The organism is Thainema salinarum CENA647 (genome assembly GCF_057732415.1).
This window is the reverse complement of the sequence record NZ_JBYJZJ010000022.1, coordinates 5,452,463-5,475,250: the sequence shown is the minus strand read 5'-3', so window position 1 is coordinate 5,475,250 and position 22,788 is coordinate 5,452,463. Positions and strand designations below refer to the sequence as shown.

The following is a 22,788-nucleotide window of genomic DNA, read 5'->3' as shown; positions in this document are numbered from 1 at the left end:
CTGAGTCATTCTAACTGGCATCTGAGCCTTTACATAACCGAGACAGAACCGAATAGTGGAATACCTCTAAGATATTTGGTTATTCTGTCTCAATGCGATTGCGGCAAATAGACAGCTTGGCTTATTGGGGCAAGCTGTCGAGTTTGTTGTGATAAAATTGTGAATTCAGAAGGAAGCTGAAATATCTGTCGCTTCACTGGCAAATTTTTAAGGAGTAGTCTGATTCAGGATGATTAAGTTACGGCTCAAGCGATACGGCAAAAAGCGGGAAGTTAGCTACCGCATTGTGGCTATGAACAGCAGCGATCGCCGCGATGGTCGCCCTCTAGAAGAACTGGGCTTCTACAATCCCAGAACCGACGAAACACGTTTGGATGTGCCCGCAATTGTGCGCCGTCTAAAGCAGGGTGCACAGCCCACTGATACTGTCCGTAGCATTCTTGAGAAAGCTAGTGTCTTCGAACAACTCAAAGCCTGAATCGGCTGAAAATTCAGTTGTTGCGGCTTCTTCACCCGTTGACTTCACGGCCTTGACTCGCTTTTTGCTGGAGCCTCTGGTTGAATCTTCTGATTCGCTGAAGATTGACTGTGAGGCTTCAGCAACCCGAGGCAGGGTTTTAATTCGAGTTGCATTCGATGGTGAAGATAAGGGGCGGGTGTTTGGCCGAGGCGGGCGCAATATCCAGGCTGTGAGAACGATTTTGGGAGCCGTAGCTCAGCTATCGGGCTATTCTGCTCACTTAGACGTACATGGCAGCTCTTCCAGCGGCAATGACGGTGATTCACGGGAGCGATCGCACCGTAGTTCATCCAACCACCGCTCGAAACCTCGGCCTGATTCAGGGCGCAGGTCGCGACCCAAACCTCGTGATAACTGAATTAGAATGAGTTCAAATGTTCTTGAACAAGCTTGACGTCTTTCATGACAACCACTACTACGCTAGAACTGCCTAGTTTAGAATCTGCGATCGCACTGGCTGGATATCAAGAAGAAAACCTGAAGCTCTTGTCTCATCAGACTGGCGCAACTGCCGTCATGAGGGGACAGGAGCTTTTGATATCCGGTACGGAAAATCAGGTTGATTTATGCCGTCGGCTGGTGCAGTCGCTGGAGGAAATTTGGGGCCAGGGACAAACGGTTAGCAGTCCTGATATTTTGACTGCGAAGCAAGCGCTCGATACCCAGCGGCAAGATGATTTACAGAATTTACAGCGAGATGTCATTGCCCGTACACGGCGTGGCGATACCATTCGGCCCAAAACCTTTCGTCAGCGTCGCTATGTGCAATCGATTCGTCGCTACGATATGACGTTTTGCATTGGCCCCGCCGGAACCGGAAAAACGTTTCTGGCGGCAATGGTGGCCGTGCAAGCGCTGATGGCAGGGGAATTTGAGCGGCTGATTTTGACTCGGCCTGCCGTTGAAGCGGGTGAACGGCTCGGCTTTTTACCTGGTGACCTACAGCAAAAAATTAATCCCTACCTGCGACCGCTCTACGATGCACTGCATGAGCTGATTGATCCGGCCAAAATTCCTAGTCTGATGGAGCGGGGCGTGATTGAAGTTGCGCCGCTGGCCTATATGCGAGGCCGCACGCTCAACAACGCCTTTGTCATCCTGGATGAGGCACAGAATACAACTCCAGCCCAGATGAAGATGGTGCTGACGCGGCTGGGCTTCAAATCCAAGATGGTGGTGACAGGGGATGTTACCCAAACTGATTTGCCGCTGAATCAACAGTCTGGATTGGCCGTAGCGCATCGAATTCTAGAGCACGTTGAGGGAATTGCGTTTTGCCACCTGAACCAAGCTGACGTAGTGCGACATCCGCTAGTGCAGAAAATTGTGGCGGCCTATGAGCGGCATGAGTCGTAAGTCAATGGTTGTTGATGGTGGTCGGTTAATAGTGTGTTCATTCAGTTGGCTGTGATGATGTGGATTCAACTGAGCTGATTATCAAGAATTGCAAAGTTGGCGATAGAAATGTTACTCTCTTTGGCTAGGTAGGTTTGCTTAATCGAGCCAAGCCAATTTATGTTGCGTTGAAATCACTTATTCGCGCTTATGACGCTTATCAGTCCTGTGCCATTGCGATCGCAATCGACCGTGATTGCCCATCCGCGCAAACTGATTGCTTTAGGAGATAGTTTGATCTACGGCTATGGCGATCCGGAAGGCGGTGGCTGGGTAGAGCGGCTGCGCCGCTACTGGATGTTTGCTGAAAACCCCAATGATCCAGGCGTGATTGTTTATAACTTGGGTGTGCGAGGTAATGGTGTGCAGCAGGTTGCCCAGCGATTAGAGACGGAATTTAGCTGTCGGGGCGAGTTGCGTAATCGGCTACCGGACGGTATTTTGCTGGGTGTTGGACTGAATGATTCGGCGCGTGTGAGTCGGCCTGACGGTCGGGCAATGATCGAGCTGGATGTTTTTGAGCAAGAAATGTCCCGCTTACTCGAGCAGGCAAAACAGTTTTGCCCAGTTTGGGTGGTGGGAATGCCGCCTGTGGACGAGCGTAAGATGCCTTACGCGGGTTGTCTTTACTATTCCCATCGCGATCAGTATCGCTATAAGGAAGCGTCGCGGCAGATTTGTCGCCAATTGCATGTTCCCTACCTGGATATCTTCGATCACTGGCTGAGTCAGGGAGATGACTGGTGGCAGTCGCGGCTTTGCGAGGATGGGATTCATCCGAATGTAGAGGGCTATCGGTCGCTGTTTGACACCGTAATGATGTGGAAACCGCTGACTGAATTTGCCTCATCAACTGGCTCTATGTAATGCCGAATCATTTTGTGCGAAAGCCAGGCACAGCCTGACTTTCGCACAAAATGAGAACTGGTTTTTTATGAGCAGATTTCGTACGAGACCCCAAAAGAGCCGTAGGCCGCCGTTACGGCGGCCTACGGCTCTTTTGGGTTTGGATTTACACTACGCGCTTTTCTAGGTACTGACCAATCATTTGCTGTTCACCCGCGCGGGAAATAATAGTTTGGCGGGTGCGATACTGACTGCCCACAAGCTTCAGTTCTTCCTCAAACATCGAGCCGTCATATTCGGTGCGGAGACAGAGTGTTTCAGGATTATTGAAATAGAACTGAGCCGTGATTGGCTTTAGGGTAGCAAAACCGCGATCGCGATAGAGCGTATCGCCTAAAGCGCCAAACAGGGTTGAGCCTTTGGACTTTTTGCGTCCTGTGGCTGACTCATGACTTTGCCAACTGACCTTGGTGCCGCAGATCATGGCATTGAGGTCTTGCAATTCATGAAGTTCTGCTAGATGCCGCAGTTCAGGACATCCTTGTTCTAAAAACTCCACCGTAATGTGGCTTACCATTTCCTTGGTTTCGCCATCGGGCAGGGTGTAATAGCGACGTTCTGAACGCCAGTTCCCTTCTGACCGCTGGAAGAAGCTGACAATCAGCGGAGTTTCTGCAACTTGGGTGAATGGTACAGCTAAAGTCACGAGTGTTTGATCCTCACCACAACAACTTGCGGACAAGTATCCTCAACGGAATCAAGTCCTGCTGGTAAAATTGTTACCTTTCTTAACATGAGATTAGCACGAGATTAAACATTTCAGCATCCACCCACATGAAGTCACCAGATAAAATCAGGCGAGATGAACCTGAGTGATGAGAAAATTCAAATCGAGTCAGATATGGAGTTCAGACCCTTTGGCTTAACGATACTGCTCTTAGCCTACCCAAACCGATCCCCTGTTTCGCATCCTCCATATGGGTGCTTTTAGTGAGCTGAATGTCTATCCCTTGGTCAACCTCGCAGTCAAGTCTGCCCCTTTTGGCCTACTCATCGAGCAGGAGGATGAAGAGAAGGTTGAGATACATGGGATGCAACTTGAATCCGCAATGCACAGCGCTTCAGTTGCTCAAGCATGGCTGCTATTTTGCGATCGCGCTGGGCAAGCTGCCACGGTGGGCAGAGACGTTGGCGAGTACAGGTGTCACAAAGCATGATTAGTTCCTCACAACTCACACCGTTTGATGTTTCCCAAATGCTGCACACTCCGGAGTGCGAACTGCAAACGGCTGTCATATCGTCCAACTTTGATCACTCCTGCTACCGGACTTCAGTGGCAGCATGGGTTTCATTGGGTTGGATATCGCAGACAACGTCGTAGAACGCCGTTTCTGGTTTGCCAGCAAATAGGGGATTCATCTTTTGCAACACAGCTTCGTGGGCATCGTCCTGATTTTCTGCCATATCTGATACGCTTTCCCACAGAATTATGGCAATGCCGCGATCGGTGCCCGGTTCCTGTAGGAGATAAGCTCCTTGAAATCCGGCACCATAGGTTGAAACAGCCTCGGCATAAAGCTGCTTAGCTTCGTTGAATTTACCCGGCTTGAATTCACCCTTAGCAACGTAAGCGGTTTTAATCCGTAGAAAATCTTGAAAGTCGCTCATCGTGTCCTCTTGAATCATGTGCTAATGCGATCGCACATTCAGTTTCATATTCAGTTCGGTCAGGTTAATCAAAGACCAAAAACTGCGATCGCTAGCTCCATTCTCAGCCTGCGCTCTGTAATGCTTGCGGATTAAAGGATTCTCTTAAGCAACTCGTAACAGTTTGATCCAACGGTGGGGGATTTTAGATGTTGGATGTTGGATTTCGGATTGTCATGAAGTTTGCTTTGTTTCTTACGCCTCTCGCCTCTTGCCTCACCTTACCCCAGCGACCGCTAACGGAATCTGCACAATAAATTCAGCCCCTTCATTCGGTTGAGAGCAGCAGATCAACGATCCACCGTGTTTGTCAACCACAATTTGATAGCTAACGGCCAACCCAAGTCCTGTTCCCTGTCCCACAGGTTTAGTTGTGAAAAATGGGTCAAAGATGCGTGTTTGCAGCTTTTGGGGAATACCTGGGCCGTTGTCGCGAATCGAGATCTGCACCTGATTATCGGGTAGCAGTCGCGTTTGGATTTTGATGCAGGGATCTTCTAACTGGGGGCAACTGCGCAGCGCATCGATTGCGTTATTGAGCAGATTCATAAACACCTGATTGAGCTGTCCTGGGTAACATTCCACAGATGGCAGATCGTCATATTGGGTGATGACGCGGATGGATCTGCGATCGCGCTTGGCTTTGAGCCGGCTTTTCAGCACCATCAGCGTGTTGTCCAGCCCATCGTGGATATTCACAGCCTTCAAATCGGCCTCATCCAGCCGCGAAAAGTTGCGGAGTGACACCACAATCTGCCGAATTCGATCGGAGCCAACTCGCATAGACGCCATCAGTCGCGGTAAATCTTCGGCAATGAACTCCACATCAACCTTGTCAATTTGTCGCTGTAGGTTTGCATTGGGCTGAGGATATTCAGCTTGATACGCCTGCATGAGCCGTAACAGATCATCGGCATAATCGGTGGCGTGAATGATATTGCCGTAGATGAAGTTGATCGGATTGTTGATTTCGTGGGCAATTCCGGCCACAAGCTGACCTAAGCTCGACATTTTTTCACTGTGGATCAGTTGGGCTTGAGCCTGGCGCAAATCTATTAGCGCTTGTTCAAGCTGCTGTGATTTTTCCTGAGCTTCAGCCTCACTGTGTTCCAACGCAAGCTGGGCCTGTTGGCGCTCGTAGATTTCCTGCTCTAGTCCAGCGGTAATCAGTTTGGATTGCTGGTGGGTTAGTGAATAGTCCAGCACCAGGCCCATGAGGGGAACCAGATAAGCCAAAATCTTTAAAAAGTGGGCGATGTTAAAGGCATTGTCAAACAGTGTGGATGATCCAAATGCCATGTAGATCTGTGTGGCGACATTGGGGATTGCACTGATCATCAGCGCATGGGAGAACAGACTGGGATATTGCCGATAAAAGCGGGGATAAATGAACAGGCTACTCAACGCAAACAGAACTAAGGGTGCAACATCCCAAGGACGAGTAATCAACGAATTGGGGAATTGCGTCGTTGGTAGAGTTTCACTCGTGGCGCAAAAATAGATAACGCTATATGCGATCGCACCGAAGCCCAGACAGGTGATTAATACAAACGTCAGACTGCGCTGCCACCGTGCAGGTTTGAATATGAGGAAAATACCAATCCCCGCAATTGTCAACAAGACGTTAGCCATGCGACAGATGGCCCAGGTGAATGGAATTAGATTCTGGGGGTCAGGTACGGCGGTAATTAAATGATCCGCTGCTAGCGTATGAAAAGCATCCATTAACCCAGCACATAGCAGCGCCACCCCAATCACTGGGGTGGTTGCGTCTCGCTTAATGCTGAAGTGAGAAAAGGCGAGTGTCGCTGTGAATAGAGCCGCACAAAATGCGCTCCACTCTAAAATCGTATGAATAAAGCTGCCCGATAGCGTGTTGTGCAATTGCTCAATCACCTGATCTGGTGATTGCTCTAGCCATGCCTCAATGGATCCGTTTGATACGCTCGGCGAAGTTGAGCCGAAATCAACTCCAAGCTGGTTTAGGATAAAAGGCAGTATACAAATCGCAACCACAGCTCCTGTTAATAGTCTGGGCAACGTTGTTATGGAAGCCGTGAGCGTTGCAGCTTGTTCTAAAAACTGGCGAGACGTTGGCACTCGAAATGCGGGCATACCTTTCAATCTGATCCAAAGTTGACTCAGGGAACACGATGTTGCGACAGTGCAGTGGTGCGATCGCAATTTGAAATAGTGGAATATCTATCCAAGGGAAGACTCCATCCGTAGTATGCCCAGCCATCTATTTTTGTTATGCCGAAGCAGAAGAAATTTCCTCATCTTGTTGGTTCAAAGTGGACAGCCTGCCAAACCATGCTGGGCTGGCGTCATTTTCAGGTGATGAACCGTAAAAATCAGGGGAAATGGGTTTTTGCGGAACTAGTGGCGGCCTGTGATCCAGAGGTGCGCTTTTGGATTAATGCCAGCCTTTTAAAGAATCGACGACTGTGGCAGGCGGGTTGGCAATCACTTTCTGAACAAGAACAGTCGCCACTCAGTTGAAGCACCCAACTCGCATGGATTAGGACATTGGGAAATCCATCAACCGTTCAATTAATTGAACGGTTGATGGTGTAACTGTAACTATCTCAACAACTCTTTCAGCAAAAAGGCGATAGCGATAGCGGTAAGAGCATCGGGGGAAGGTGAACTCGAGCGAGTTTCCTCTGTTCAGTCTGCCGGGCGATGCAACGCCGGTCGCAAGTTTGATAAAAAACAACTAGACTAACGTTAAGAAATATAAACAATAGATAAGATATTGCTCAGTTTTGCTCCTGTTTGTCAGAGATAATCATCCAGAGTTAATTATGTTCAATTCCAATTCGTCTGAATCTTCAGAACTGCTAAAAAACGTGCTTGAACCGCTGCTCGATGACTTTACGTATTGGTTTGGCCGATCGCGATCGCTACTGGAAAGCGAGCGAATCGAGTTTTTGTCTGATGCAGAACAAACAGATTTGCTCCATCGCGTGCAGTCAGCGGCAGAGCTGGTTCGTGCGACGCAGACTATGGTTAAACTAATGGATAATCAGGCAGGAGTTGATACGTCCGTTCTGCTTTCATGGCATCATCTGGTGACAGAATGCTGGCAGGTGGCCATGCGCCATCGAGCCAATCGGCGAATTGAGGATTAGGATGTCTAGGATCTCAGGGAGAAATCTGAGAAAATGGAAACATTAATATAAGACAAAACTTGAATGCAGAATTTAAATGCAATTTAAACGCGCAGTAATACACAGTGAGACAATAATTCTAAGTCAGACGAACCGACCAGTCAGACGAACTGAGGTCGGGGACTAACGTGATATTGGATTAAGTCTTGCCTACTCCTGGGTGTAACTCTCGATTTTGATCTGCTCCTTGCTCCAAATCCATCACATTCCTCAAGTAAAGAACCATGTTACAGCTCCTCTATATTTTGGCTTTTACAGTACTTGCGTTTCTGGCCGTTGGTAATTTGATTCGCAATCTGCTGATGTTTAGTTCTGATGTCAATCGACCGGCATCGGATTGGGCTGCTCCCAAACGACGTAAGGCATCGCCAACCGTGACCCATCCAGAAATGCTAGATGATGCTGGCTCGGTGATTCGTGAACCTCTGCTGGTGATGAAGTCTATGACGTTGGAAGATGCCCGTAACCAGCTTGATGCGCTGTATGATGCTCCAGATAACCAGCGCCGCGAGTCTTCTGACTCATAGACCGGAGCTAACGCTGCAGCCGGATCCCAGTGCGTCAACCTGAAAAACCCATAATTTAGTCTTTCACCGCAGGTCAAGCGCCTCACGTAAACAGACTAAATTATGGGTTTTGCTGATCAGACCAAATTACGTTACTCCTTCATCGGAAAGAGATTCGGCGTAGATTACGGAGCGCAAAGGTATCCTGATAACAAGCAGAACTTGATTAATGAAGATTCATGGCCCAACAGATTGCAGGTGATATTGGTGGCACAAAGACCATTCTTCGACTCGTGGAGTCGATGCCAGCGCAGAATAAAGCTGGATTCGAACAGCAGGCGCTTTATGAGCAGCAGTATGTTAGCCGAGAATTTCCTGATCTTGTGCCAATGGTGCAGATTTTTCTGCAAAGCGCGGCAAATCAGTTGGGCCAAACTCCACAGCCGCAGGCGGCCTGTTTTGCGATCGCAGGCCCAGTGGTAAACAATACGTCAGCCTTGACCAATCTATCCTGGTCACTATCGGCAGACCGACTGGCTAAGGAATTAAACTTAAATCAGGTGCAGTTGATCAACGATTTTGAGGCGGTTGGCTACGGCGTATTGGGCTTAACGAGCCAGGATCTGTACACTTTGCAGACTGGAGTGATTAAAACCGATGCACCAATTGCCATTATTGGGGCGGGCACGGGCTTAGGACAAGGATTCTTAATTCAGCAGCAGTCCCGCTATTTTGTCTATCCCTCGGAAGGGGGGCATGCTGATTTTGCGCCACGTTCCCAGGTTGAGTTTGAGTTGCTCGACTATCTGTTGGATCGTCATCAAATTACTCGTGTTTCCGTTGAGCGAGTGGTCTCTGGTCAGGGGATTGTCGCCATTTATCAGTTTTTGCGCGATCGCCAGCACATGAGCGAATCGACTGACATTGCAAAAGCCATTCGCCTCTGGGAACAGGAAGCCGGACTGGCAGAAAAAAGCGTTGATCCGGGAGCTGTGATCTCTAAAGCTGCGGTTGAGAATCGCGATCCGCTCTGCCGCCGAACGATGGAACTGTTTGTGGCCGCCTATGGTGCAGAGGCCGGAAATTTAGCGCTGAAGCTGCTGCCCTATGGTGGCCTGTACGTTGCGGGAGGAATCGCAGCTAAGAATTTGCCGCTCATTAAAGAAGGCCCCTTCCTGTCTTCGTTTTTGCACAAAGGACGGATGACGGATTTGCTCAAGCGGGTTTCTGTATATGTGGTACTGAATCCCCAGGTTGGTCTGATTGGAGCGTCGCTCTATGCAGCGCGGCTTTGATTTCCGAATTTGCAGGTTAATTTTATAGATGATTTTATATAGCGGTTCTAGATAAGAACGAGAGAGGAGAGTGCCTCAGGATGAGGCACTCTCCTCTCTCGTTCTCTCACTCTTAACTGGAATCACTATAGATGACTGGAGTTTAGACTAAAGAGCGAAAGAAAATCGCGGTCGTGCTAGGCACGAACCGCGTTATAGCAGAAGCTGAGACAATACCACTCACCTCAGCGACTACTATGCCCTACGATAGCCTGTACGGATTTCGCCAGCGCGCCCATCAGTATTTGGGACGAGCGCATGATGCGACCTTTGAACTCATTGACGCGGTGTTGACGACACGGCAAGCGCCCAGCTTTGTCGAGCTCTCGCGCTCCCCATTCTTTCGTCGCCAATGGCCGAGTATCTATAGCGCTGTACATGACAGCCGACCGCAGCGCCGCCGACTGATGCAGCTGTACCTGGAGCAACTGCCCCAGGAGGAGCCAGTGGTGTTGGCTGGCGACCATACGGCATGGCCCCGTCCAGACGCGAAGTGCTTACCCGAACGGACGTATGAACATCAGGCTCAGGGTGTGGGAGGAGGGGGGCCGATTACCGTCGGTCAAGGCTACAGTACGTTGGCCTGGATTCCACCCGAGTCAGGCAGTTGGGCCTTGCCTTTGCGGCATGAGCGAATTACCAGTTGGGAGAGCCCATTAAGCAAAGCTGCATTTCAACTGCGGCAAGTGTGTAAAGAGTTATCCTGTCGTCCCTTGACGCTCTGGGACAGTGAGTATGGCTGTGCTCGCTTCGTGCTGGAAACCGCTGATATTGCCGCCGATAAACTCATGCGTCTGCGCTCTAACTTGAACCTCTGGGGAGCACCGCCGCCCTACAGTGGACGAGGACGTCCCAAAGTCCACGGCGACAAATTCAAACTCAATGACCCCGACACCTGGTGGTCAGCCGATGAGACAGCAATTCTCGAGCATCCCAAGTTGGGGACAGTGCGGGTGCGCTGTTGGCACCAGTTGCATTTTCGGCAAGCCGCTGCTCATCCCATGCGGCTGATTCAGGTGCAACGCCTTGATGCCACCGGACACCCTCGCCCCGCTCGCCCCCTCTGGTTGGTGTGGGTTGGCGAGAGTCCACCGCCCTTAGACACCCTCTGGCAACGCTATCTGCAACGCTTTGCTATCGACCACTGGTACCGCTTCATCAAGCAGCGACTGCATTGGCTCTTGCCGAAACTGGCAGACCCCAAAGCGGCGGAACGCTGGAGTGACTTGATGCCCTTAGCCACCTGGCAGTTATGGTTAGCGCGTGATCTCGTCCAAGACCAACCCTTGCCCTGGCAAAAACCTCAAGCCGCTCTGACTCCTGGACGAGTGGCTGATTCCATCGCTCCACTTTTCGCTCAGTTGGGCACACCGACTGCACTTCCCAAACCCCGAGGAAAATCACCGGGCTGGCCGACTGGCACCCCTCGACCCCCCAAACCCTACTGCCCCACCATCCGAAAACGAGGAAAACGCTCTAAAAAACAAGCCACATCTGTCCCTTAACCCCGCCATTCGGCTCCTGTTACTCCAAACATGCGCCACTGTCACAGGTGGTGCAATTTGGCCTTAGTCTAAACTCCAGTAGATGATTGAACTCCATAAAATCGCGGCCATGCAGACGTGTCTACGTATTTCGGGCTGGATTCACGCGATGTTCTAGGGCTAGCAGGCTGGTATTAAGGGCAAACGCCAGGATGGAAACTGCGATCGCACCGGCCCAGATTTTGTCATAGCGACCTGCTTGGGCGATGCCTTCAAACAGCAGTACGCCGAGGCCACCGGCCCCAAATTTGGCCCCAATTGTTGCGATCGCAACGCTGACAACAGCGGCAATTCGGATTCCGGCCAGAAAAACAGGTAGGACTAAAGGTACCTGAACCTGCCACCAGCGCTGCCAACCATTCATCCCCATGCCGCGAGCCGCTTCCATAACAGCGGTGGAAATACCGTTTAACCCCACCGTCAAATTGCGGACGAGAATCACCTGACTATAGAGCACCATTGCAATAATCACTGATAGCCGATTGAGGCCAAAAAGCGGCACGAGTAAAATAATCAGCGCTAAGCTCGGAATCGTATACAGCGTTCCCAAAAGGCCCAGGACGGGCACAGCCAGCCAGCGATAGCGCACAATCACCAGCGATAGCGGTACGGCAACTGCGATCGCAACTGCCAGCGTCACCAGCGTCATTTGGAGATGCTGCCAGGTCAGGGTCAGAATGGTGCCAAAATTTTGTAGAAGATAAAGCATTGCAAGGCTGATGGAAAGGGCGTTCAACTATGGTGATTAACTGCCGAATCTTGGATATGTTCAAGTGTGAGAACACCGACTGGATATCCCTGCTCCGGATCAACGACCGTTAACTGGTGAACGCCCGTCCGCAGGATCAACGAGAGAGCCGCCCGCAAATTTTGATTTTGTGCGATCGCAGGTTGGTTTGAAGATGCTGAATAGTTAGTGTTACTGATCATTGCTGTTTCGACGCGTAGCAGGCTAAGCTGCCGCACCATATCATCCGCATCTACAAGCTGCCGCACAAAATCATCGGCAGGTTGAGTCAGAATTTTGAAAGGCGTATCGTACTGCACCACTTCTCCCGCCCGCAGAATCAAGATGTTGTCTGCGAGGCGTAGCGCTTCTTCCACATCGTGCGACACAAACAGAATCGTCTTGTGCAGCCGACGCTGAAGCGCAAGCAGTTCATCCTGTAGCTTGGTGCGGGTAATCGCATCAATGGCACCAAACGGTTCATCCATCAGCAGCAAATCCGGGTCACCAGCCAATGCTCGCGCAATTCCGACCCGCTGCTGTTGTCCGCCCGAAAGTTGGGCCGGATAGCGATCGCGATAGATTTTAGGCACTAACCCTACCAGCATCAGCAGTTCATCTACCCGTGCCTGAGTTTTGACACCTGACCAACCAAGCAATTTGGGGACAACAGCAACATTTTGGGCTACCGTCATGTGCGGAAAAAGCCCAGATTGCTGGATCACATAGCCAATTTGTCGTCGTAGTGCGGTTGCTGATTGCTGGTGAATATCCTGATCATTAATGTAAATGCGACCTTCAGTTGGCTCGTAGAGGCGATTAACCATTTTGAGCAGCGTAGTTTTACCGCAGCCCGACGGCCCCAAAACAACAACGAGTTGCCCCTTTGCCACATCAATTGTGCAGTTCTTGACCGCAGGCTGAGATGCTGACGGAAACTGTAGCGTCACCTGCTCAAATCGAATGGCATTTATATGTGGCATTCACAATATGATATTCACAACATCACATTCACGATATTTCAGCTTCACAATGTCGCACTATCAGTCGTCTGAGATTGCTTTTATATACGGAATTTGATTCAGTAAAATCCCAGAATGGCTGTTGCAATTGATTGGTGTGGTCGATTTTTAAGGTTAGTTGTGGAGTTGGATTTTTGCGATCGCAAAAGTTTAACTGCCCAAGATTAGCCGAAGGTTAATCATAAAATCAATCACCCAAAATCATTTTGGCATTCTGTCCCAGGACGTAATATGCCATATGTATTGTGTTTGAGCTGAACTTGCTTGGGGTCCAACTTACCTCAGCCGAGTTTACAGAAAGTTTGCCGAGGCTTTAATTTCGTTTAGGTGATGCCACGGCTGACTACCATAAGTTTCAACTATTAAGTTGTAAATGTGGAGCAGATGCATTGCGTCTAAATAAGAATAGGGCCCTATCCAAACAGACTCAATAGTACATGCTGACTCATTTCATCATCTACTTTGTATGACTCGATGAAAATGTCTCCCTGAATACTCTTGTTTAGAAGAGTCATGGTGCTGAATAAGTTCCACTTGTTCACGGAGAATTTCGTCGAGATCAATGTTCAGGATTCAGTGGTCATCTACCGGGTTTGGAAAAATGTACGTTCGTCATCGTCGATTACTGGCTACAGGAATTGGAATTGCTTTGTTGACTGTTGGTTTAAGTGCAAACGTTGCGCAAGCGAATGGGAGTCCCCCAGATCAATTTCCAGGTGGAACAAGTGGTGCAGGCGGTCGGTTCGCGCCTGAAGCTGTTATCCAAGATTCGCTACGTTGATGATCTTGTTGATCCGGCTTATCTACTCACGGTCTAAGGATTGTGGATTAAATAACCTGTAAACCGTTTCATCTGTAGGGACACGGCATTGCCGTGTCCCTACCTCAAAGATTTCACCTTGTTAAATCCGCCTTCCTAAGAGGATATTGCAAGACGGTCAGTAGCATTAGCCATATTCCGCACCTCCATTTCTATCATCCTGCGATTTAGAGCTTGGAACTCAAAAGGGCGATTTGTCATCGTGATATGGTGATAAATTGCCCTTTTGCTTTGGTAGTAGCCTAGCTATGCTGCTTCTCCTTGAGGTTCAGCATCTGCTTGAGTAGAGGATGGGAAGAACGTTTGAGTGATCCACTGAGTTAGAATGTGGGACAGCAAACCCAAGGGGCCAGCAAACAAACAGAGAATCAGTGAATGAATTGTCCAAACGCCTGTTGCCTGACCCTGTTGATAAATCCAGCGCCCGACAAACAAATCCATGACGATGTAATGTACCCAACCGGCTGCCATGACTGATTCTTGAGAAAACAGTTGAGCTAGAGTTGAGAGCTGAAGCTGAGGATCAGAAAAGGCTTCGGCGGTTTGTGGATCCAAACTCGTAGCGAAGAAATAGCTATACACGCTTGCCAGCGCCACGAATGGCAGATAGGAAGCCATCACCCGCCTCGTGACTTGCCACTTTGGCAGAAAAATCATCAGTGTCCAAGAGGGTAAAGCAAACCAGTTGGCACCATTAAATAGAAATTCTTGAATCTGAGTTGTGGCCATTGTTGTCATCTCGCTGTCGCAGTATCTGCAATATTTCTTCATCATACAGAGCAAATTAGCTGAGTCAGCTAACGGTTCTGGTGGAATATTGCAGCGAATAAAGAGAGCAGGCCAACGAAAGACGATTCACTATCTGGCCCATGTTTTGTTTCATTTGATCTGAAGCCACCCTAGGCTTAAGAAATGTATCGCCATTCTGCTCAAGTACGGTGCTTGGCTATTTCGGCTGAGATTGTTCCCGCTAAAACCCAAATCCCATCTGGTGTAAAGGTGACAACTTCCGGAATGACGAATCGGTGATCGGTTATCAGAGTGATGCATTCATGCTCAGATGATTGGGCGCTGTATCGATAAGGTTAGTGGATTACAAGATACAAAAATTGATGTATTTCTGTAAATCCAGTTCAATCAGTAGCAAGTGCATCGTTTGAGGTGGTGTGAGGACTTGATTCGCATGGAAAATCCAATCTTTTCGCTAATTGGGTTAGCGGCTAAACGGGCCAAGGCTAACCTAGAGCGGCAAACGTATCGATCGATTGAGGCTCAAGCACAATTTTTACAGTCTTTACTCAAGATTCAGTCAGGAACCGAACTGGGGCAAACGTTTGGCGTGGATCGTATTACGACGGTGGCAGAATTTCGTCAGCGAGTACCAATTTTGCCCTACGGTGTCTATGAGCCTTACCTGGAACGGGCTGCGGCTGGTGAGCAAAACGTCGTCACTCCTGATCCGCTGATTTATATCAATATGACGAGTGGTTCAACGGGTAGCCAAAAGATGATTCCGGTAACGAAACGCTCAAAGCGATTTATTGGACGAGCGAATCAAAGCGCTATGGGCTATCTGTTTGAAGCGGCTCAGCGCCGGGATTTGCCCTTAGGTAAGACGCTGTTGACGGGATCAGCGCGCAAAGTTGGCAAGACTAGCGGTGGTATTGACTACGGTCATATCAGCGGTGGCTCGGTGCAGCTTGCCAATGGTCTATACCGTCAGATTTTTGCCCAGCCGTTTGAGACCATGCTGGTCAAGGATACTCAGGCGCGTAATTATATGTCGCTGCTATTTGCGCTGCGGAATGCCCATCTGCGTGTATTTGCGGCGACATTTCCGCTGATTGCGCTTCAACTGTGTGATGAGTTGGAGCGTCAGGGTGACTGGCTGATTGAAGATTTAGCCAGTGGCCAAATTTCACGTCATATTGCGCTGACGCCTCAAGAGCGATCGCAACTTCAGCGGCAGTTCCGGGCGGCACCCCAACGAGCCAAAGAACTGGCTCAGGTGCTGAATCGAGAAGGACGGCTGACTCCCCAATTTGCTTGGCCGGATCTGTCCTGCATCATCACGGCCCGAGGCGGCACCTCGGATTTTTATTTTGAGCGGTTTTCTGAGTATTTTGGCGATACGCCAATTTTTGGTGGCACATATGCGTCATCGGAATCGACCTATGGCGTTCACCACAATTTTAATACCGATGGCACGGTTTTAGCGCTCAGCAGCAACTTTTTTGAGTTCATTCCCGAAGATCAGTGGGACATAGATCAGCCCCAAACGCTGTTGCCACACGAATTACAAGTAGGAGAGCGCTACCGGATTTTGATCACGAACTATGCGGGCTTCTATCGCTACGATATTGGCGATGTCGTGCAAGTTGAAGGGTTCTATAACCAAACCCCTTTGATTGTGTTTCGCTATCGGCAGGGCGGTGTCCTGTCTGCCACAACCGAGAAAACCTCTGAGTATCAGGTGATTCAGGTTTTGAAGCTACTCCAGCAGGAATTTGATATCCAACTGGAAGATTTTTGTGTGACGCTGTCAGAGGACATTCTGCGATCGCACTATATCCTCAATATCGAATTAGCCGAGGGTGAAATACTGACCCATTCGGAGCGGTTTCTGGCGATGTTTGACCAACTCATGTGTCAGCATAATCACTCCTATGAGGTGAAGCGTCTGAATAACGATATTCCGGCACCGCAGTTGAATATTCTGGCAGCGGGCAGCTTTGACATTTTGCGTCAGCGCCCGCTGCGACCGGGAGTGGAAAACTCGCAGCTCAAGTTTCCGCACATTAGTTGCGATCGCAACCTGCTGGCGGACTTTGTGGTTGAACAGACGGTGACGTTACCTCGATTTGCTCAACCGACTCCCATTTTGCTTTAATTCGAGATCTGGCATTTCTCCGAATCTATGACCCGCCTAACTGTTAATCAAATTGAACCCCAGGCAGCGATACCCATCGCCCCGCTCGATCCCCAAACTCCCTTGCATCCGGTCTTTGACCATGCGCTATATCGCCAGTTTGAGCGATTTGTCGGCTCGTTCTCAAAAGTGGGCGATCGCGTTTTTTTTGAGACCGAACAATTTCCCTGGGCGCAGTCACTGGAAGACAACTGGCAGGTGATTCGCCAAGAACTGGATCAGGTGTTGGAATATGCCGATGCGCTGCCCAATTTTCAGGATATTTCACCCCGGCAAAAGCGAATCGCGGGTGATAACCTCTGGAAAACCTACTTCTTCTGCGCCTTCGATTACGTGGCCAAGGGAAACTGCGATCGCTGTCCCCAAACCTGGGAGCTAATTAAGGACATTCCCGGCCTCAAGGTGGCGTTCTTTTCTATCCTGGCTCCCGGTAAGCATATTCCCGAACACCGAGGCAAGCACAAAGGACTGGTGCGCTATCACCTGGGTTTGCGCGTACCGGAACCCCAAGAAAAATGCCGCATCCGCGTCAACGGACAAATCACTTACTGGGAAGAAGGCAAGAGCCTAATCTTTGACGATACCTTCTACCACGAGGTCTGGAACGAGACAAACGGCTACCGAGCGGTGCTATTCCTGGATATTGCCCGCCCGCTGCGTCCTCCGCTGTCTTGGATTAATGAGCTGGCCTTCAAGCTCGTTTCCGCGTCGCCCGTTGTGCAGGTGGCTCGCGAAAATCACGATCGCTGGGAACAGCAGTTTGGTCAGCAGGCAGCTAAGGATTGTGGATTAAATAGCCTATAAACCGTTTCATCCGTAGGGACACGGCACTGCCGTGTCCCTACCTCAAAGATTTCACCTTATTAAATCCGCCTTCCTAAGTAACACCAGTTCCACGAATTTGCTCAAATCATTTGCTCAAACCATAAGAATTCTGCATCGTTTCAATCCGATTAACTATGGCCAAAATCGCTAGACGGCTGACTGGATGACGGCACGGTTTGACCGAGATCTCCTATAGTAGAAAGAGTGCAACAAATCTATACGAATTGAGAGTTCACGTGTCAATACGAGTTCTGATGATCAAACCAATCTCGGTTTTCTGGCGAATTCGGTATTTATTAGACCAGCGGCTCGGATTGAGCTACTTTAATCTAGGACTGAACTCTATTTCATTCGTTTCCTAGCCGATACACAACAACACCTATGCCTAGGATTGAGACTCGAACTGAACCCATGGTTCTCAACATGGGGCCTCACCATCCCTCCATGCACGGGGTTTTACGACTAATCGTCACCCTGGATGGAGAAGATGTGGTTGACTGTGAACCCGTAATTGGTTATCTCCATCGCGGTATGGAGAAAATTGCTGAGAACCGCACCAACGTCATGTTTGTCCCCTACGTCAGTCGGTGGGACTACGCAGCGGGCATGTTTAATGAGGCCATTACAGTCAATGCGCCGGAGCAACTGGCCGACATTGAAGTGCCGAAACGAGCCAGCTATATCCGAGTGATTATGCTGGAGCTAAACCGGATTGCCAATCACCTGCTGTGGCTTGGCCCCTTCTTGGCGGACGTTGGCGCTCAAACGCCGTTCTTCTATATCTTCCGCGAACGGGAGATGATCTATGACCTGTGGGAAGCTGCAACAGGTCAGCGTCTGATTAACAACAACTATTTCCGGATTGGTGGCGTTGCTGCCGATTTGCCCTACGGCTGGCTGGATAAGTGTCGCGATTTTTGCGATTACTTCTTGCCGAAGGTAGATGAGTATGAGCGGCTGATTACCGACAACCCCATCTTCCGTCGCCGAGTTGAAGGGATTGGCACCATTACCCGCGAAGATGCGATCAACTGGGGACTATCTGGCCCGATGCTGCGCGGTTCGGGCGTGAAGTGGGATCTGCGTAAGGTTGACCACTACGAGTGCTACGACGATTTTGATTGGGAAGTGCAGTGGGAAACCGCTGGCGACTGCTTTGCTCGCTATGCCGTGCGAATCCGCGAAATGCGCGAGTCGGTCAAAATCATTCGCCAAGCTTGCGACATGATTCCGGGTGGCCCATTTGAAAATCTAGAAGCCAAGCGGATGGCGTCTGGGCCCAAGTCGGAATGGAACGAGTTTGATTACCAGTTCATTGGTAAGAAGATTGCACCGACGTTCAAAATTCCGGCGGGTGAGCACTATGTCCGCATGGAAACGGGTAAGGGTGAACTCGGTATCTACATCATTGGTGACGATAATGTCTTCCCCTGGCGCTGGAAGATCCGTCCACCCGATTTCAACAACCTGCAAATTCTGCCAACCCTGCTCAAGGGTGTGAAGGTAGCCGACATTATGGCTATCTTGGGCAGCATCGACGTGATTATGGGATCGGTTGACCGTTAGGTCGCTAAGTTTATGGGTTGGTGGGTTGCGATCGCAATCTATTATTCCTAAATTTCTAACCCGTTCATAATTTCTAAGAAAGCTTCCATCGTTGTTCCAGTATCGATGGGAGCTTTTGCTATTTGTATGACTCATATAGCGATTTTCGCAGTTGTGGCTACAAATGAAAGCTCCTTCGCTCCCTGGCTCCGACGCACCCAACGCTGATCTGATCTGTAGCACCATCAAGAAATAGTATTAGCTCTGCCCGCCGATAGAGAGACGGAAAAGATTTTCTCAGAGTATAGTCATCTGATATCAAATCCGTGTATGAGAACCCTGTTTGTTTTTGTGAAACGCTTGCTAAGCAAGCGTTTCACAAAAACAAATAATAGGTTTCTAACTGGATTTCATCTGATTACACGTTTTCGCGTCTTTTTTCATCTCGTTTTCTTTTTCCTCTCTAAAAAGTCGAGGCTGTACATGGCTCAATTGAATGGCGTGATGATGCAGTACTTCCATTGGTACATTCCACCCGATGGCAGTCTTTGGAATGAGTTCGCAGATAGAGTTCAAGAATTAGCTGATGCTGGAGTCACGTCGGTTTGGTTACCGCCTGCTTATAAAGGCACAGCAGGTGGATACGATGTTGGCTACGGAGTCTACGATCTGTATGATTTGGGCGAGTTTGATCAAAAAGGCTCCGTCCGAACAAAGTACGGCACCAAAGATGAATATCTCGCTGCGATCAAGGCTGCCAAAACTGCTGGTATGCGTGTCTACGCCGATGTCGTGTTCAACCACAAACTAGGAGCAGATGAGGCGGAAGAGGTAGAAGCGACTCCCTTTAATCCTGACGATCGCCATCAGCCCATTGGCGAGATGCAAACCGTTAAAGTTTGGACGCACTTTACCTTTCCCGGTCGCGAGGGCAAATATTCCGACTTTGAGTGGCACTGGTGGCATTTCGATGCCGTGGATTACAACGCCTATGACGAAGGCCAAGACGCGATTTACCTGTTTAAAGGCAAGAAATTTGATGACAATGTTGACCTGGAAAAAGGCGCGTTTGACTATTTGATGGGTTGCGATCTCGACATGGAGGATCCTGACGTTCAGGATGAGCTAAAGCAGTGGGGAGCCTGGTACGTCGATACAACCGATGTAGACGGATTTCGGTTTGATGCCGTCAAGCATGTCAAAGCGGGTTTCTTTCCCCAGTGGTTAGTCCACTGTCGCAAACAAGCAGGCCGACCCCTCTTTGCGGTGGGTGAATATTGGTCTTACGATGTTGAGGCTTTGCACCACTTTATCGGGCTGACAGGTGGCGATGTGATGCTGTTTGATGCGCCGCTGCACTACAACTTCAGGGTTGCTAGCACCCAGGGCAACAACTATGACATGCGGCAAATTTTCGATGGCACCCTGGTGCAGCATCAGCCCGCCTTAGCCGTTACGCTGGTTGATAATCACGATTCTCAACCATTGCAGGCGCTAGAGTCGGTGGTCGAGGGCTGGTTCAAACCCCTAGCCTATGCACTCATTCTGCTACGGCGCGAGGGCTACCCCTGTATTTTCTATGCTGATTACTATGGTGCTCACTACACCGATACCGGACGCGACGGCAATGAGTACGAAATCTGGCTTGACAGCCATCAGTGGCTGATTGATAAATTCCTTCATGCTCGTCAAACCTACGCCTATGGCGATCAGTATGACTATTTTGACCATGCCAATACGATTGGTTGGACGCGGTTAGGTGATGAAGAACATCCCAGCGGCATGGCGGTTGTGCTCAGCAACGGCGATGCGGGAACCAAGTGGATGGAAGTAGGTCAGCCGAACTGCACCTATATCGACATCACAGAACACATCAGCGAACCAGTCACAACGAATGATGAAGGATGGGCTGATTTTTGCTGTGCGGCTGGTTCAGTTTCGGTCTGGGTTCCCGAATAAAACTTATGGTTCAGGTGGGTCGAAAACACTAGTTTGTTTTTGTGAAATGCCTGCTTCGCAGGGTATTTGTTTAGCGTGACACTCTGCCAGATCCCCCTAAATCCCCTTAATAAAGGGGGACTTTGAGCTAGCGTTGGCATAGCCCCTTTTTCAAGGGGGCGGCGACAGCGGGGGATCGTATGACGGCGCTAAACAAATACTTCGCAGGCATTTTACAAAAATGGATGCTTATACACAGGCTTGGATATGATCTGAACTTACATTTTTTCATAGCGACTCTTGCTATAGTCAGGGCATCGTTTTGCGAGGTGTTCAGCTATGTCTACTGCGGCTGCTCTGGTCTTACGTGGCTGTCGTGTTTTGGGGCAGCCTGATTTAGTAGATATTGAAATTCGAGAAGGCAAAATCAGCGCGATCGCACCTCACCTTTCCCCCGACGATACAGCCGAAGTCATCGACATCAATGGTCAACTGGTCAGTCCACCCTTTGTTGAGTCTCATGTCCATCTTGATGCAGCGCTGACAGCCGGACAGCCCCGTTGGAATCAAAGCGGGACTCTATTCGAGGGCATTGAAATCTGGCGAGAGCGTAAGCAGGAACTGTCGCTGGAAGACGTGAAGCAACGTGCGATCGCAACTTTAAAGCTTCAGGCTCAGCAGGGTGTGCTCTTTGTCCGTAGTCATGCCGATGTAAGTGAGCAAACTTTAACGGCACTGAAAGCGCTGCTGGAAGTGCGAGAAGAGGTCAAAGACTGGATGACGCTGCAAGTGGTGGCGTTTCCCCAAGACGGCATTTATGGCAGTCCGCGCAATGATGAGCTAATCGAAGAAGCCCTGAAGTTGGGCGCGGATGTCGTCGGCGGAATTCCTCACTATGAGCTGACCCGCGAAGATGGTGTTAACTCAATTCAACGTATTTTCCAACTGGCCGAGAAATACGACAAGCTAATTGATGTCCACTGCGACGAAATTGACGATGAGCAGTCCCGCTTTGTGGAAGTGATGGCGGCCTGTACAATTCGCTCCGGCATGGGGTCGCGGGTCACGGCCAGTCATACAACCGCGTTTGGTTCCTACAACAATGCCTATGCCTTCAAGCTGATGAGCAACTTAGTGCGATCGCAGATGAACTTTATTTCCAATCCGCTGGTGAATATTACGCTCCAGGGACGGATGGATACCTACCCGAAACGACGGGGCGTGACGCGAGTGAAGGAACTGTGGCAGCGTGGCCTCAACGTCAGCCTTGGCCACGACGATATCCAAGATCCCTGGTACAGCTTAGGGACGGGCAACATGATCGACGTAGCGGCAATGGCGGTGCATGTGTCGCAGATGACGGGTATGCCTGAAATTGAAGCGTGCTTCAACATGGTGACAACGAATGGAGCCAAAACGCTCAAAATCGAAGATCAGTACGGCATTGAAGTGGGTAAGCCTGCGAACCTGATCGTGCTGGATGCTGAAACTCCCTATGAAGCAATTCGCCGTCGCGCTACGGTCACTCACGTGATTTCTAAGGGGAAGCGGTTAGTGGAGACAACACCGCCAGTTACTACTTGGTGTTAGAGAAATTCAAAGATGCAGATAAACCCTTGTAGGGGCAAGTTTAGCATTCCACTTATGGGTCTCAATTAAAGTTGATTGCCAAAACCCATCCCTATAAATCGTTTCCTGTAAAAATGTCTGGTTGTGCGTCCAGTGCAAGATCTCTGTAGCTGTGACCCATAGGATTGGTATAAACCACCCACAGTGGACGGACGATTTAAATTGCGCCCAAAGAAGTCGAAACGAATCGCAACTGTAATACCAAAGAAACCTTAAATTTTATTGGCATGATCCAAGATTGGATGCTTCGCTTACACTATGGTTGCTAGTCTCGAACGAATACAGCACACGGTTGACTGTTGAGGGGAATCCTGCGTTAATCCCAAAC

Annotated in this window: 22 protein-coding genes; 15 read left to right on the top strand and 7 right to left on the bottom strand. The window is 49.6% G+C overall.

Features of this window, described 5'->3' with window-relative positions:
* Positions 1-229: 229 nt before the first annotated feature.
* From rpsP to AC286M_RS30660, 4 genes are all read left to right on the top strand, one after another.
* Complete coding sequence (gene rpsP, locus AC286M_RS30675; RefSeq protein ID WP_488208005.1) at positions 230-478, top strand: 30S ribosomal protein S16; 249 nt, start codon at positions 230-232, stop codon at positions 476-478.
* Positions 453-878 (top strand): KH domain-containing protein, encoded by a 426-nt coding sequence (locus AC286M_RS30670; protein ID WP_488208004.1) that lies wholly within the window; start codon positions 453-455, stop codon positions 876-878. The genes rpsP and AC286M_RS30670 overlap by 26 nt, the downstream gene beginning before the upstream one ends.
* Before the next feature lie 44 nt (positions 879-922).
* Positions 923-1,876, top strand: coding sequence for a PhoH family protein (locus AC286M_RS30665; RefSeq protein ID WP_488208003.1), 954 nt, complete (start codon positions 923-925; stop codon positions 1,874-1,876).
* A 189-nt stretch (positions 1,877-2,065) separates the two neighbouring features.
* A complete protein-coding gene (locus AC286M_RS30660; RefSeq protein WP_488208002.1) occupies positions 2,066-2,782 on the top strand; it encodes a GDSL-type esterase/lipase family protein in 717 nt (238 codons plus the stop codon).
* A 145-nt stretch (positions 2,783-2,927) separates the two neighbouring features.
* Here AC286M_RS30660 and AC286M_RS30655 read toward each other — a convergent pair whose 3' ends face one another.
* The 4 genes from AC286M_RS30655 to AC286M_RS30640 all read right to left on the bottom strand — a co-directional run bounded on the left by AC286M_RS30655 (position 2,928) and on the right by AC286M_RS30640 (position 6,583).
* Positions 2,928-3,467, bottom strand: a complete 540-nt coding sequence (locus AC286M_RS30655) for a phycobiliprotein lyase (RefSeq protein ID WP_488208001.1) — start codon at positions 3,465-3,467, stop codon at positions 2,928-2,930.
* A gap of 344 nt (positions 3,468-3,811) precedes the next feature.
* Positions 3,812-3,976: a hypothetical protein gene (locus AC286M_RS30650; protein ID WP_488208000.1), complete on the bottom strand. Its 165-nt coding sequence runs from the start codon at positions 3,974-3,976 to the stop codon at positions 3,812-3,814.
* A gap of 105 nt (positions 3,977-4,081) precedes the next feature.
* Positions 4,082-4,429, bottom strand: coding sequence for an antibiotic biosynthesis monooxygenase family protein (locus AC286M_RS30645; protein ID WP_488207999.1), 348 nt, complete (start codon positions 4,427-4,429; stop codon positions 4,082-4,084).
* Between the two features lie 255 nt (positions 4,430-4,684).
* On the bottom strand, positions 4,685-6,583 hold the full coding sequence (locus AC286M_RS30640) for a sensor histidine kinase (RefSeq protein WP_488207998.1): 1,899 nt from the start codon (positions 6,581-6,583) through the stop codon (positions 4,685-4,687).
* Positions 6,584-6,721: 138 nt separating this feature from the next.
* On the opposite strand from AC286M_RS30640, the gene AC286M_RS30635 reads away from it, so the two are divergent.
* From AC286M_RS30635 to AC286M_RS30615, 5 genes are all read left to right on the top strand, one after another.
* On the top strand, positions 6,722-6,970 hold the full coding sequence (locus AC286M_RS30635) for a TIGR02450 family Trp-rich protein (protein ID WP_488207997.1): 249 nt from the start codon (positions 6,722-6,724) through the stop codon (positions 6,968-6,970).
* Positions 6,971-7,275: 305 nt separating this feature from the next.
* Entirely contained in the window at positions 7,276-7,602 is a 327-nt protein-coding gene (locus tag AC286M_RS30630) for a DUF2605 domain-containing protein (RefSeq protein WP_488207996.1), read from the top strand.
* Positions 7,603-7,865: 263 nt separating this feature from the next.
* Positions 7,866-8,168 carry a DUF2973 domain-containing protein gene (locus AC286M_RS30625; RefSeq protein ID WP_488207995.1) on the top strand — a complete coding sequence of 101 codons (303 nt, stop codon included), beginning with the start codon at positions 7,866-7,868 and terminating at the stop codon, positions 8,166-8,168.
* Between the two features lie 218 nt (positions 8,169-8,386).
* Positions 8,387-9,442 carry a glucokinase gene (locus AC286M_RS30620; RefSeq protein WP_488207994.1) on the top strand — a complete coding sequence of 352 codons (1,056 nt, stop codon included), beginning with the start codon at positions 8,387-8,389 and terminating at the stop codon, positions 9,440-9,442.
* A gap of 236 nt (positions 9,443-9,678) precedes the next feature.
* On the top strand, positions 9,679-10,986 hold the full coding sequence (locus AC286M_RS30615; protein ID WP_488204827.1) for an NF041680 family putative transposase: 1,308 nt from the start codon (positions 9,679-9,681) through the stop codon (positions 10,984-10,986).
* Positions 10,987-11,107: 121 nt separating this feature from the next.
* Here AC286M_RS30615 and AC286M_RS30610 read toward each other — a convergent pair whose 3' ends face one another.
* Complete coding sequence (locus AC286M_RS30610) at positions 11,108-11,734, bottom strand: ABC transporter permease (protein WP_488207993.1); 627 nt, start codon at positions 11,732-11,734, stop codon at positions 11,108-11,110.
* A 23-nt stretch (positions 11,735-11,757) separates the two neighbouring features.
* Positions 11,758-12,735, bottom strand: a complete 978-nt coding sequence (locus AC286M_RS30605; protein WP_488207992.1) for an ABC transporter ATP-binding protein — start codon at positions 12,733-12,735, stop codon at positions 11,758-11,760.
* 728 nt (positions 12,736-13,463) lie between these two features.
* On the opposite strand from AC286M_RS30605, the gene AC286M_RS30600 reads away from it, so the two are divergent.
* Positions 13,464-13,592: a hypothetical protein gene (locus AC286M_RS30600; protein WP_488207991.1), complete on the top strand. Its 129-nt coding sequence runs from the start codon at positions 13,464-13,466 to the stop codon at positions 13,590-13,592.
* 248 nt (positions 13,593-13,840) lie between these two features.
* Here AC286M_RS30600 and AC286M_RS30595 read toward each other — a convergent pair whose 3' ends face one another.
* Positions 13,841-14,323: an ABA4-like family protein gene (locus AC286M_RS30595; RefSeq protein ID WP_488207990.1), complete on the bottom strand. Its 483-nt coding sequence runs from the start codon at positions 14,321-14,323 to the stop codon at positions 13,841-13,843.
* Positions 14,324-14,777: 454 nt separating this feature from the next.
* On the opposite strand from AC286M_RS30595, the gene AC286M_RS30590 reads away from it, so the two are divergent.
* From AC286M_RS30590 to codA, 5 genes are all read left to right on the top strand, one after another.
* Complete coding sequence (locus AC286M_RS30590) at positions 14,778-16,484, top strand: GH3 auxin-responsive promoter family protein (RefSeq protein WP_488207989.1); 1,707 nt, start codon at positions 14,778-14,780, stop codon at positions 16,482-16,484.
* Between the two features lie 27 nt (positions 16,485-16,511).
* On the top strand, positions 16,512-17,327 hold the full coding sequence (locus AC286M_RS30585) for an aspartyl/asparaginyl beta-hydroxylase domain-containing protein (RefSeq protein WP_488207988.1): 816 nt from the start codon (positions 16,512-16,514) through the stop codon (positions 17,325-17,327).
* A gap of 402 nt (positions 17,328-17,729) precedes the next feature.
* Positions 17,730-18,914, top strand: coding sequence for an NAD(P)H-quinone oxidoreductase subunit H (locus tag AC286M_RS30580; RefSeq protein ID WP_488207987.1), 1,185 nt, complete (start codon positions 17,730-17,732; stop codon positions 18,912-18,914).
* Between the two features lie 462 nt (positions 18,915-19,376).
* Entirely contained in the window at positions 19,377-20,852 is a 1,476-nt protein-coding gene (locus AC286M_RS30575) for an alpha-amylase (protein WP_488207986.1), read from the top strand.
* Between the two features lie 318 nt (positions 20,853-21,170).
* Entirely contained in the window at positions 21,171-22,421 is a 1,251-nt protein-coding gene (gene codA / locus AC286M_RS30570; protein WP_488207985.1) for a cytosine deaminase, read from the top strand.
* The last annotated feature ends 367 nt before the right edge of the window (positions 22,422-22,788 follow it).

Excerpts from the sequence above, each read along its gene's own strand:
- AC286M_RS30575 (WP_488207986.1), top strand. The coding sequence starts at position 19,377 with ATGGCTCAATTGAATGGCGTGATGATGCAGTACTTCCATTGGTACATT.
- AC286M_RS30605 (WP_488207992.1), bottom strand. The coding sequence starts at position 12,735 with ATGCCACATATAAATGCCATTCGATTTGAGCAGGTGACGCTACAGTTT.
- AC286M_RS30645 (WP_488207999.1), bottom strand. The coding sequence starts at position 4,429 with ATGAGCGACTTTCAAGATTTTCTACGGATTAAAACCGCTTACGTTGCT.
- AC286M_RS30580 (WP_488207987.1), top strand. The coding sequence starts at position 17,730 with ATGCCTAGGATTGAGACTCGAACTGAACCCATGGTTCTCAACATGGGG.
- AC286M_RS30650 (WP_488208000.1), bottom strand. The coding sequence starts at position 3,976 with ATGCTTTGTGACACCTGTACTCGCCAACGTCTCTGCCCACCGTGGCAG.
- codA (WP_488207985.1), top strand. The coding sequence starts at position 21,171 with ATGTCTACTGCGGCTGCTCTGGTCTTACGTGGCTGTCGTGTTTTGGGG.
- rpsP (WP_488208005.1), top strand. The coding sequence starts at position 230 with ATGATTAAGTTACGGCTCAAGCGATACGGCAAAAAGCGGGAAGTTAGC.
- AC286M_RS30640 (WP_488207998.1), bottom strand. The coding sequence starts at position 6,583 with ATGCCCGCATTTCGAGTGCCAACGTCTCGCCAGTTTTTAGAACAAGCT.
- AC286M_RS30665 (WP_488208003.1), top strand. The coding sequence starts at position 923 with ATGACAACCACTACTACGCTAGAACTGCCTAGTTTAGAATCTGCGATC.
- AC286M_RS30630 (WP_488207996.1), top strand. The coding sequence starts at position 7,276 with ATGTTCAATTCCAATTCGTCTGAATCTTCAGAACTGCTAAAAAACGTG.
- AC286M_RS30625 (WP_488207995.1), top strand. The coding sequence starts at position 7,866 with ATGTTACAGCTCCTCTATATTTTGGCTTTTACAGTACTTGCGTTTCTG.
- AC286M_RS30590 (WP_488207989.1), top strand. The coding sequence starts at position 14,778 with ATGGAAAATCCAATCTTTTCGCTAATTGGGTTAGCGGCTAAACGGGCC.
- AC286M_RS30660 (WP_488208002.1), top strand. The coding sequence starts at position 2,066 with ATGACGCTTATCAGTCCTGTGCCATTGCGATCGCAATCGACCGTGATT.
- AC286M_RS30595 (WP_488207990.1), bottom strand. The coding sequence starts at position 14,323 with ATGGCCACAACTCAGATTCAAGAATTTCTATTTAATGGTGCCAACTGG.
- AC286M_RS30585 (WP_488207988.1), top strand. The coding sequence starts at position 16,512 with ATGACCCGCCTAACTGTTAATCAAATTGAACCCCAGGCAGCGATACCC.
- AC286M_RS30620 (WP_488207994.1), top strand. The coding sequence starts at position 8,387 with ATGGCCCAACAGATTGCAGGTGATATTGGTGGCACAAAGACCATTCTT.
- AC286M_RS30610 (WP_488207993.1), bottom strand. The coding sequence starts at position 11,734 with ATGCTTTATCTTCTACAAAATTTTGGCACCATTCTGACCCTGACCTGG.
- AC286M_RS30615 (WP_488204827.1), top strand. The coding sequence starts at position 9,679 with ATGCCCTACGATAGCCTGTACGGATTTCGCCAGCGCGCCCATCAGTAT.
- AC286M_RS30635 (WP_488207997.1), top strand. The coding sequence starts at position 6,722 with ATGCCGAAGCAGAAGAAATTTCCTCATCTTGTTGGTTCAAAGTGGACA.
- AC286M_RS30600 (WP_488207991.1), top strand. The coding sequence starts at position 13,464 with ATGGGAGTCCCCCAGATCAATTTCCAGGTGGAACAAGTGGTGCAGGCG.